We start from the raw sequence: 9,783 nt of genomic DNA, 5'->3' as shown, positions 1-9,783 counted from the left end.
CAGCCATGCTCAGGCACCGGACACGCGAGGGGCCGGCCGAGCGAGACGCCTCCGGCGGCGGGCGCCCCTATAGCACGCTGGATGACCGGCGCTGACCGAGCGCGTGTGCGCCACCGCACCGCGAGGGCGCCCGTCGCTCACCTGCGGCCGAGGCGCTCCGCCAGCGCGAGGCACTCCTTGCGGAGATCCGGATCCGCGATGCGCGAGAAGGCGGCCAGCAGGGCGGCGCATCCCGCGGCGCCCGGGCCGCCGGCCGCCGGGGATCCCGGCGGCCCGCGGAAGATCGAGACCGGGACGTTCAGCGCGTGGGCGATCTGGCGAAGCAGCACTTCCCGCTCGCGAGCGGATTTCGCCGTGCCGTCGAGATCGAATCCGCCCGCGTCCGTCATGATCTCTTCGAAACCAGTCCTTCGGCCGAGCTCGGATGCACGGGATGCCCAACAGACGCCGGTCACGCGGCGCGCGGCACGACCATCCACACTTTCTCGGCGGGTGCAACCTACCGTTATGGTCTCAGCTTGGCAGGGCCGCACTGTGCAGATCACGCGGACAGTCACCTCGAACCGAGATCTTGTGCCGCTCATCTGCAATCGGCGAAGTCGGTTCGGCCTCCGTTCCTTATATACAACCAGAAATACAATTGCCGGTAGTAAGGTTCCGGCGCTAGGCCGCTCGCCGAAGCGTGATCAGCGCGGCCAGGCCGATCAGGGTCGCCGCACCGAGGATCCGGCGCCAGGGATTCACACCGCGCAGGAGCTCGTCGAGCGCCCACCATGTCAGCGCGATGTCGGCCCCGAAGGACAGAGAGGAGGCCGTCAGCCAGGGGGCCAGCTCTCCCCTGTCCTGGGCCAGCCAGGCCGCGAGGCTCAGGCCCGCGAAGAGCCAGAGCGGCAGGTTCGGCCACTGCGCGACGGTGATCGCGCCGGTGGTCCTGTCGCGAAACATCCAGTCGATGGCCCGCCCGAAGGTTGTGCGCGGACGTGGAGACATGGCTCGAACCTTCGTGAGTTCCGGCCGGCGCAGATCGCGCCGCCTCGCCGGACCAGAATGAGCCGACGGCTCCGGAAGAGGCGTTAACACAACGGTAACGTTAGCGAACGGAAACCGTCGGTAAATCCCTAACGGATCCTGAAAGGACTCGCGAAAAATTCGTTAATCTGGTGATCATCGGTCATCGGAACGGCGGCCAATCGGCCGAACATCGAGGATCGATCATGAGCGCCCGTCTCGAAGACCTGAAGTTCATGCTGACGCTCAGCGCCGTGGTCCTGCTCGGCAGCGGCCTCGACGTCATCCTGCGCTGATCGCGCCGGTCAGCCCGGCCCGCGGCGCCGCGCCGCCGGACGTGAAGGCGCGTCGGAGCGCCGCGCGGGCGGCCGACGGCCGAGCCTCCGGAGCGCCGCCCCGGCCGGTCGTGTACGGGACGGCGATCAGCCGCGCGGCAGCGTCCGCAGGACGGCGCGTCCCCCCGATCTCGACGGTCGGGATCTGTCCGGAGCGAAGGAAGCTCCGCAAGTCCGCGGCCCGCGCCCGTCGCTCCGTCCGCATCTTGAGCACGGCGATCACGAGGCCGGCCAGCCCGGCCGCCTCCAAGAACGCCGCGACCACGTAGCCCGCAGCCATCCGCTTCCACCAACTGTATCGAGGAGAGGCCGCCCTCGCGGCGGCCGCCACCGATCTGCGGGGTCATGGTTAGCGGGGCCTTAACGGCTGCGTAGATGTCCGCAGATCGCGCCGGCGTCGACGCTCGCCACCCGCGTCGGAGGCGCGGTGCAAGCCTTTCCCGTGCAACGACGATCGGGCGCCGCGCAGGGTCCGCGCGTCGCGCCCGGGAGCGCCTTCAGGAAGCCGTGAGGCTTTGCCGGGCCGCTACCACATGTCCAGGGCGACGCGGGCCTCGTCCGACATGCGGCTCTGGTCCCACGGCGGGTCGAAGACCATGGTCACCGCGCAGGACTGGACCCCGGGCACGGCGGACACCGCGTTCTCCACCCAGCCGGGCATCTCGCCCGCGACCGGGCAGCCGGGCGCCGTGAGGGTCATGTCGATCGCGACGACGCGATCGTCGCCGATGTCGACCTTGTAGATCAGGCCGAGCTCGTAGATGTCGGCCGGAATCTCGGGATCGTAGACCGTCTTCAGCGCCGCGACGATGTCGTCGGTCAGGCGGTCCAGTTCCGCCTGCGGGATCGTCGAGTCGCCGGCGACGTCGGGGGCGTTCTTGCCGCCCGTGATGGTGGCGTCGGTGCTCATCGCTTCACTCTCCCCGGGCCCGCGCGGGCGGGACCAGCCTCATCCCAGTATCAGGTGAACAGCATTTCTGCTCTGCCGAGCGCCTCGGCAAGGGCATCGATCTCGGCGGTCGTGTTGTAAAGCCCGAACGAGGCGCGGCATGTCGAGGTGACGCCGAAGCGGTTGAGCAGCGGCATCGCGCAGTGGGTCCCGGCCCGCACCGCTACGCCCTGCCGGTCGATCACCGTGGCGATGTCGTGGGCGTGCGCGCCCTTCATCTCGAAGGCGATCACGCCGCCCTTGCCCGGTGCGGTGCCGATGAGGCGCAGGGAATTCATCGCGCCAAGCCGCTCCTGCGCGTAGGCCGTGAGCTTCGCCTCGTGGGCGGCGATCGCGTCGCGCCCGAGCGTCATCATGTACTCGAGCGCGGCGCCGAGACCGACCGCCTCGATGATGGCGGGGGTGCCGGCCTCGAACCGGTGGGGCGGATCGTTGTAGGTGATCGCGTCCTCGCTGACCGTCCGGATCATCTCGCCGCCGCCCTGATAGGGCGGCAGGCGCTCCAGCCATTCCTTCTTGCCGTAGAGCACGCCGATGCCGGTCGGGCCGTAGACCTTGTGGCCGGTGAAGACGAAGAAGTCGCAGTCGAGCGCCCGCACGTCGACGGGCTGGTGCACCGCGCTCTGCGCACCGTCGAGCAGGACCGCCACGCCGTGGGCGTGGGCGATGCGCACGATCTCGGCGGCGGGCGTCACCGTGCCGAGCACGTTCGACATGTGTGTGATCGCCACCATCTTGGTCCGCGGCGAGAACAGCTTCTCGTACTCCTCGACCAGGAAATTGCCCTGGTCGTCCACCGGCGCCCACTTGATCACGGCGCCCCGGCGCTCGCGCAGGAAGTGCCAGGGCACGATGTTGGAGTGGTGCTCCATGATCGAGAGGATGATCTCGTCTCCCTCCCCGATCAGGCCGGCCCAGCCCATCGACGAGGCCACGAGGTTGTAGGCCTCGGTGGCGTTGCGGGTGAAGATGATCTCGTCCGTCGAGGCGGCGTTGAGGAACTGGCGCGTGGTCTCGCGCGCGCCCTCGAAGCCCTCGGTGGCGGCGTTCGCCATGTAGTGCAGGCCGCGGTGCACGTTGGCGTAGCCGGTCTCCATGCAGGAGACCATCGCGTCGATCACCTGCCGGGGCTTCTGCGCGGAGGCGGCGTTGTCGAGGTAGACGAGCGGCTTGCCGTAGACCTGCTGCGACAGGATCGGGAAATCCTTCCGGATTGCCTCGACGTCGTAGGTGGGGGTGAGGACGGGTGCGTTCATGGTCGCGACCTTCCGAAGACTTCGCCGATCCCGGGAACAGCCCTCATCCTGAGGTGCCGGAGCGAAGCGGAGGCCTCGAAGGCCTCCGGCTGGCGTTGCGATTCCTGGACCCCGCCCCGAGGCGCGCTGCCGCGGTCGCCTCAGGCTGGAATCAGGTATCGAGAAGGGCCGGCCCGCGGAGCGGGACCGGCCGGGTCCGATCAGCCGCGCGCCTGGAGCCAGGCCTCGATCTCGCCGATGAGCGCCGCGCGGGCGCCCTCGTGCGTGACCGCCTCCACGGCCTCGCCGACGAAGGCCTGGACGAGCAGGCTCTCGGCGGTCGCGCGCGGCAGGCCGCGGGCCATCAGGTAGAACAGCAGGTCCTCGTCCGGCGCACCGCAGGTGGCCCCGTGGCCGCAGGCGACGTCGTCGGCGAAGATCTCCAGCTCCGGCTTGTTCATCATCTGCCCCTCGTCGGTGAGGAGGAGGCAGTCGGACTTCATCTTGCCGTCGGTCTGCTGGGCGGCCTGACGGACGATGATCTTGCCCTGGAACACGCCGGTGGCGTCACCGTCGATAATCCACTTGAACTGCTCGCGGCCGACGCCGCCGACAGCGGCGTGATCGGCGAGCAGCGTCGAGTCGGCGAGCTGACCCTTGCGCAGCATCGCGGCGCCGTTGACCACGACGTTGGTGTCGTCGCCCGCGACGTGGACGAAGATCTGGTGGCGCGACAGCACGGCCCCCGTCACGAGGTTCACGGTCTCGACCTGACCCTCGGCCTCGACCTTCAGCGACAGGGTCGAGAGCGCGATGGCGGCGTCGCCCTGCTTGTTCAGGCGCGTGTGCCGGAAGGCGGCCTTGGGGCCGACCACCACGTCGAGGGCGTCGTTCGGCTGGCAGGTGAGCCTGTCCGGCCCCTCGTGGCTCTCCAGCAGGCCGAATTCCGCGCCCTCGCCGATCTGGACGAGCACGCGGGTCGCCGTCGAGAACGGCGTGTTCCCGGCGCCGACGAAGCGCAGGTGCAGCGGCCGCGCCGGCTTCGCGCCGGGCGCCACCGTGATCAGCGCGCCGTCCGCCAGGAAGGCGGTGTTGAGCTGGTAGACCGGGTTCTCCCGGGCCTGCGCCACCGGCGCGAGCTGCTTCAGGTCGACATGCGCCTTCGTCAGCGCCTCGGACATCGGGACGACCGTGACCCCCTCGGGGATCCGGTCGAGATCCGACAGCTCGCGGACGAGATGGCCGTTCACGAAGGTGAGGCGCGCGGCCTCGATGCCGGAGAAGCCCTTCGCCCCGGCGACGGCCGCCCGGGCGGCGTCGAGGTTCGGCGCCTCGGCCGGGGGCGCGGCCTCGGTGATGGCGGCGCGCAGGTCGGTGTACTTGAAGGCCTCGACCCGCCGGCTCGGCAGGCCGGTCGCCTCGAAGAAGCGGAAGGCCTCCTCGCGGGCGATCGCCTTCTCGCTGGCGAAGCTCTGGCGGGCCGACTCGAACAGCTTCGACAGGCCGGCCTCGGCGGGGGAGCGGAGGTTGGTGACGTCGGCCATGGCTCAGGCCGCCTCCCCGGCGCGGTACTCGGCGTAGCCCGAGGCCTCGAGCTCGAGGGCGAGCTCTTTGCCGCCGGTCTTCACGATCTGGCCCTTCGACATGACGTGCACGGTGTCGGGCACGATGTGGTTGAGCAGCCGCTGGTAGTGGGTGATCACAAGGAACGAGCGGCCCTGGTCGCGGAGCGCGTTCACGCCCTCGGAGACGATGCGCAGGGCGTCGATGTCGAGGCCGGAATCGGTCTCGTCGAGCACGCAGAACTTCGGCTGCAGCAGCGCCATCTGGAGGATCTCCATGCGCTTCTTCTCGCCGCCGGAGAAGCCGACGTTGAGGGCGCGCTTGAGCATCTCCTTGTTGATCTCGAGCTTGTCAGCCGCGCCGTTCACCGCGCGGATGAAGTCCGGGGTCGAGAGCTCGGCCTCGCCGCGCGCCTTGCGCTGCGCGTTCAGGCAGGCCTTGAGGAAGGTCATGGTGCCGACGCCGGGGATCTCCAGCGGGTACTGGAAGGCCAGGAAGATGCCGGCCGCGGCGCGCTCGTCGGCGGCCATCTCCAGCACGTTCTGCCCGTCGAGCAGGATCTCGCCGTCGAGGACCTCGTAGTCCTCCTTGCCGGCGATGACGTAGGAGAGGGTCGACTTGCCCGAGCCGTTCGGGCCCATGATCGCCGCGACCTCGCCGTCGTTCACGGTCAGGTTGAGGCCGTTCAGGATGCGGTTGTCCTCGATCTGCACGACGAGGTTCTTGATTTCCAGCATGTCAGTCCAAGTCCTTCAAAACCATTCGTCCCGCATCGCCCGCAGGAAGGCGGCGCTCCCGGCCGGGTAGCCGGAGAGGTCGCCGATCACCGCGTCGATGCCGCACCGGGGACAGAGGGCGGTGCCCTCATCGGCGATCCAGCCCGCGATCTCGTCCGGCGCGAAAACCTCGAGGCAGAAGAAGCATCCGCACAGGACGCTGCTCCTGACCTCGTCGGCGTGCCGCGCGCTGTGCCGATGGGCCGCGCGCAGCACGTCGTCGTCGTATCCGCCCAGCCGGTCAGCCCACCGAGCCTTCCAGGCTGATCGAGATCAGCTTCTGGGCCTCGACGGCGAACTCCATGGGCAGCTGCTGCAGCACGTCCCGGACGAAGCCGTTGACGATGAGCGCAGTCGCCTCCTCCTCGGAGAGGCCGCGCTGCTGGCAGTAGAACTTCTGCTCCTCGGAGATCTTCGAGGTCGTCGCCTCGTGCTCGAAGACGGCCGAGGCGTTCTTCGACTCGATGTAGGGCACGGTGTGCGCGCCGCACTGGTCGCCGATCAGCAGGGAGTCGCAGTTCGTGAAGTTGCGCGCGCCCTTGGCCTTCCGGTGCGCCGAGACGAGGCCCCGGTAGGTGTTCTGCGACCGGCCGGCCGAGATGCCCTTCGAGATGATCCGGCTCGTCGTGTTCTTGCCGAGATGGATCATCTTGGTGCCGGAATCGACCTGCTGCATGCCGTTCGACACCGCGATCGAGTAGAACTCGCCGCGGGAATCGTCGCCGCGCAGGATGCAGGACGGGTACTTCCACGTGATCGCCGAGCCGGTCTCGACCTGCGTCCACGAGATCTTCGAGCGGGCTCCGCGGCAGTCGCCGCGCTTCGTGACGAAGTTGTAGATGCCGCCCTTGCCCTCGTTGTCGCCCGGGTACCAATTCTGGACGGTCGAGTACTTGATCTCAGCATCGTCCAGGGCGACCAGCTCGACCACCGCGGCGTGGAGCTGGTTGTCGTCGCGCTTCGGGGCGGTGCAGCCCTCGAGATACGAGACGTAGGAGCCCTTGTCGGCGATGATCAGCGTGCGCTCGAACTGGCCGGTGTCGCGCTCGTTGATGCGGAAGTAGGTCGACAGCTCCATCGGGCAGCGGACGCCCGGCGGGATGTAGACGAACGACCCGTCGGAGAAGACGGCCGAGTTCAGCGTCGCGAAGAAGTTGTCGGTCACCGGCACGACCGAGCCGAGGTACTTCTGCACGAGCTCGGGATGCTCGCGCACCGCCTCGGAGATCGGCATGAAGATGACGCCGGCCTTCTCGAGCTCCTTCTTGAAGGTGGTCGCCACCGAGACCGAGTCGAACACGGCGTCGACCGCGACCCGGCGCTCCGGCGCGATGCCCTCCAACACCTCGACCTCGCGCAGCGGGATGCCGAGCTTCTCGTAGGTCTTCAGGATCTCGGGATCGATCTCGTCGAGCGATTCCGGCCCCTGCCGCTTCGGGGCGGCGTAGTAGTAGATGTCGTTGTAGTCGACCTTGTCGTAGGAGACGCGGGCCCACTCCGGCTCCTTCATGGTCAGCCAGCGCCGGTAGGCGTCGAGGCGCCACTCCAGCAGCCACGCGGGCTCGTTCTTCTTGGCCGAGATGAACCGGACGACGTCCTCGGAGATGCCCTTCTCGGACTTCTCCATCTCGATCGTGGTCTCGAACCCGTACTTGTACTGGTCGAGGTCGATCGAGCGGACCCGGTCGATGGTTTCCTGCACAGCAGGCATCAGCGTCTCCTAGGCATCTCCGGCGTCAAGGACCGGGAAGCGTCTGTCGGAAAGCGGGGGGGCGGCGCTCAGGCCGCCTGGCCTCGCCGTCTATATAGGGTCTCCACGACCCGTTCGAAGGCGTCGAGGAAGCATGCCACCTCCTCGTCCACCGTGTTCCAGCCGAGGCTGACGCGCAGCGCCCCCCCGGCGAGGTCGGAACCGACACCCATCGCGGCGAGCGTCGCCGAGCGCGCGACCTTGCCCGACGAGCAGGCCGAGCCCGACGACACCGCCACGCCGGCGAGGTCGAGGGCGATCAGGGCCGAGGGCGCGTCGAGCCCCGGGACCGTGAAACTCAGGGTGTTGGGCAGGCGCGGCGCCCCGGCGGCGAACACCACCGCGTCGGGTGCCATGGTGCGCACGCCGGCCTCGACCCGGTCCCGGAGCGCGGAGAGGCGTGCCGCCTCCGCGTCGAGCGCCGCGCGGGCGATCCGGGCAGCCTCGCCCATGCCGACGATGGCCGGCAGGCACTCGGTGCCGCAGCGCAGCCGCCGCTCCTGGCCGCCCCCGCGCAGGAAGGCGCTCTCCAGGCTGACGCCCTCGGCCAGGACCAGCGCGCCGACGCCCTTCGGCGCCGCGAATTTGTGGCCCGAGAGGGTCAGCGCGTCGAGGCCGAGCGCCGCCATGTCGAGGGGAATCTTGCCGACGGCCTGCACCGCGTCGCTGTGGACCAGGGTCCGGCCGTGCGCTCGCGCCAGGCCGACGATCGCGGCCAGCGGCTGCACCGCGCCGGTTTCGTTGTTGGCGGCGTGGACCGAGAGGAGCAGGGTCTCGTCGGCGAGAGCACCCAGGCGCGCCTCCAGGGCGGCGAGATCGACCACGCCGTCCGCGGTGACCGGGACTTCCTCGACGGCCGCGTCCGGGAACCGATGACCGGCCGCGACACAGGGATGTTCCGTGGCGGAGTGGAGCAGTCGCGACGGGGCCGCCGCGCCACCGCGACGGAGGGCGCCGGACAGGACCGCGTTCGCCGCCTCGGTCCCGCCGCTGGTGAAGACGACCTGCTCGGGCCGGGCGTTCACGAGCGCCGCCACCTGGGTGCGGGCCGCTTCGAGGGCGGCCCGGGCCGCCCGTCCCTCCGCGTGGATCGAGGACGGGTTCCCGGGGAGCGTGAGCGCGCGCGCGACCGCCTCCGCGACGTCCGGGCGGACCGGCGCGGTGGCGTTGTAGTCGAGATAGGCGCGTACCCGGCTCATCCGCGTTCCGTTAAGCCCTCTGCTGCGGCGCGTCACAATTCCTTGCCCGCGCGCCGGCTCGCCGTGCTAAGGCGCGCCGAGACAATGAGATCCCGCCGACCCGGCACGGTCGGCGTGGCAGCCAACGCGGTGCTTCGGACGGGTTGTTTAGAATAGTTCTAATTGCCTAGAACTATTCTAAGACTGCTTTTATGGTGCGCGCGCGACGAGTCAAGGCTGCTGCGCCGCCGGGCCGATAGCCCGGCGGGCGATCTCCGGAGCGAGAGACGAGCGATGCCCGAAGTGATCTTCACCGGCCCGGCCGGCCGCCTGGAAGGCCGTTACCAAGCCCCCAAGAAGCGCGGCGCGCCGATCGCCATCATCCTGCACCCGCACCCCCAGTTCGGGGGCACGATGAACAATCAGATCGTGTATAACCTGTTCTACACGTTCGCCAATCGCGGTTTCGCGGCCCTGCGCTTCAACTTCCGCGGGGTCGGACGCAGCCAGGGGTCGTTCGACCACGGTTCGGGCGAGCTGTCGGACGCCGCGGCCGCCCTCGACTGGGTACAGTCGGTAAACCCGGAGGCGAAGTCCTGCTGGATCGCGGGCGTGTCCTTCGGCTCGTGGATCGGCATGCAGCTCCTGATGCGCCGCCCCGAGATCGAGGGGTTCATCTCCATCGCCGCCATGGCGAACCGCTACGACTTCACCTTCCTGGCTCCCTGCCCCTCCTCCGGCCTGTTCGTGCACGGCTCCGAGGACCGCGTGGCGCCCGCCCGCGAGGTCATGCCGGTGATCGAGAAGGTGAAGACCCAGAAGGGCGTCATCATCGAGCACCAGATGGTCGAGGGCGCCAACCATTTCTTCGACGGCAAGGTCGAGGAACTGACCCAGACGGTCGACACCTACCTCGACAAGCGCCTCGGCAAGCGCGAGGAGGCGGCCTGACGGATCCGGCCCCGCGCCTTGACGGGGGGAGCCCCGGA

11 protein-coding genes are annotated in these 9,783 nt (G+C 69.2%); 1 reads left to right on the top strand and 10 read right to left on the bottom strand.

Annotated features, from left to right (window positions below):
* Positions 1 to 137 precede the first annotated feature (137 nt).
* From ACLBYE_RS17220 to ACLBYE_RS17175, 10 genes are all read right to left on the bottom strand, one after another.
* On the bottom strand, positions 138 to 389 hold the full coding sequence (locus ACLBYE_RS17220; protein ID WP_447695105.1) for a hypothetical protein: 252 nt from the start codon (positions 387 to 389) through the stop codon (positions 138 to 140).
* A 274-nt stretch (positions 390 to 663) separates the two neighbouring features.
* On the bottom strand, positions 664 to 990 hold the full coding sequence (locus tag ACLBYE_RS17215) for a hypothetical protein (protein WP_447695104.1): 327 nt from the start codon (positions 988 to 990) through the stop codon (positions 664 to 666).
* Positions 991 to 1,290: 300 nt separating this feature from the next.
* Entirely contained in the window at positions 1,291 to 1,623 is a 333-nt protein-coding gene (locus tag ACLBYE_RS17210) for a hypothetical protein (RefSeq protein ID WP_447695103.1), read from the bottom strand.
* A gap of 246 nt (positions 1,624 to 1,869) precedes the next feature.
* On the bottom strand, positions 1,870 to 2,253 hold the full coding sequence (locus ACLBYE_RS17205; protein ID WP_020093409.1) for an SUF system Fe-S cluster assembly protein: 384 nt from the start codon (positions 2,251 to 2,253) through the stop codon (positions 1,870 to 1,872).
* 50 nt (positions 2,254 to 2,303) lie between these two features.
* A complete protein-coding gene (locus ACLBYE_RS17200; RefSeq protein WP_447695102.1) occupies positions 2,304 to 3,548 on the bottom strand; it encodes a cysteine desulfurase in 1,245 nt (414 codons plus the stop codon).
* A 200-nt stretch (positions 3,549 to 3,748) separates the two neighbouring features.
* Positions 3,749 to 5,071 (bottom strand): SufB/SufD family protein, encoded by a 1,323-nt coding sequence (locus ACLBYE_RS17195; RefSeq protein WP_447695101.1) that lies wholly within the window; start codon positions 5,069 to 5,071, stop codon positions 3,749 to 3,751.
* Between the two features lie 3 nt (positions 5,072 to 5,074).
* Positions 5,075 to 5,827, bottom strand: coding sequence for a Fe-S cluster assembly ATPase SufC (gene sufC / locus ACLBYE_RS17190; RefSeq protein WP_447695100.1), 753 nt, complete (start codon positions 5,825 to 5,827; stop codon positions 5,075 to 5,077).
* 15 nt (positions 5,828 to 5,842) lie between these two features.
* Positions 5,843 to 6,082 (bottom strand): hypothetical protein, encoded by a 240-nt coding sequence (locus ACLBYE_RS17185; RefSeq protein WP_020093413.1) that lies wholly within the window; start codon positions 6,080 to 6,082, stop codon positions 5,843 to 5,845.
* A 25-nt stretch (positions 6,083 to 6,107) separates the two neighbouring features.
* Positions 6,108 to 7,577, bottom strand: a complete 1,470-nt coding sequence (gene sufB, locus ACLBYE_RS17180) for a Fe-S cluster assembly protein SufB (protein WP_026604969.1) — start codon at positions 7,575 to 7,577, stop codon at positions 6,108 to 6,110.
* 68 nt (positions 7,578 to 7,645) lie between these two features.
* Complete coding sequence (locus tag ACLBYE_RS17175) at positions 7,646 to 8,815, bottom strand: cysteine desulfurase family protein (RefSeq protein WP_447695099.1); 1,170 nt, start codon at positions 8,813 to 8,815, stop codon at positions 7,646 to 7,648.
* Between the two features lie 273 nt (positions 8,816 to 9,088).
* Here ACLBYE_RS17175 and ACLBYE_RS17170 point away from each other — a divergent pair, with 273 nt between their 5' ends.
* The gene (locus ACLBYE_RS17170) at positions 9,089 to 9,745 is read left to right on the top strand and encodes an alpha/beta hydrolase (RefSeq protein ID WP_010686946.1); all 657 of its coding nucleotides are present in this window, start codon (positions 9,089 to 9,091) and stop codon (positions 9,743 to 9,745) included.
* The last annotated feature ends 38 nt before the right edge of the window (positions 9,746 to 9,783 follow it).

It is taken from the genome of Methylobacterium sp. A52T, from assembly GCF_053346095.1.
The sequence above is the reverse complement of the archived record's forward strand: the minus strand, read 5'-3'. Positions and strand labels throughout refer to the sequence as shown.

Bases quoted from the DNA above. Each gene is read 5' to 3' on its own strand.
- ACLBYE_RS17170 (WP_010686946.1), top strand. From the start codon at position 9,089: ATGCCCGAAGTGATCTTCACCGGCCCGGCCGGCCGCCTGGAAGGCCGT.
- ACLBYE_RS17175 (WP_447695099.1), bottom strand. From the start codon at position 8,815: ATGAGCCGGGTACGCGCCTATCTCGACTACAACGCCACCGCGCCGGTC.
- sufC (WP_447695100.1), bottom strand. From the start codon at position 5,827: ATGCTGGAAATCAAGAACCTCGTCGTGCAGATCGAGGACAACCGCATC.
- ACLBYE_RS17220 (WP_447695105.1), bottom strand. From the start codon at position 389: ATGACGGACGCGGGCGGATTCGATCTCGACGGCACGGCGAAATCCGCT.
- ACLBYE_RS17205 (WP_020093409.1), bottom strand. From the start codon at position 2,253: ATGAGCACCGACGCCACCATCACGGGCGGCAAGAACGCCCCCGACGTC.
- ACLBYE_RS17210 (WP_447695103.1), bottom strand. From the start codon at position 1,623: ATGGCTGCGGGCTACGTGGTCGCGGCGTTCTTGGAGGCGGCCGGGCTG.
- ACLBYE_RS17195 (WP_447695101.1), bottom strand. From the start codon at position 5,071: ATGGCCGACGTCACCAACCTCCGCTCCCCCGCCGAGGCCGGCCTGTCG.
- sufB (WP_026604969.1), bottom strand. From the start codon at position 7,577: ATGCCTGCTGTGCAGGAAACCATCGACCGGGTCCGCTCGATCGACCTC.
- ACLBYE_RS17215 (WP_447695104.1), bottom strand. From the start codon at position 990: ATGTCTCCACGTCCGCGCACAACCTTCGGGCGGGCCATCGACTGGATG.
- ACLBYE_RS17200 (WP_447695102.1), bottom strand. From the start codon at position 3,548: ATGAACGCACCCGTCCTCACCCCCACCTACGACGTCGAGGCAATCCGG.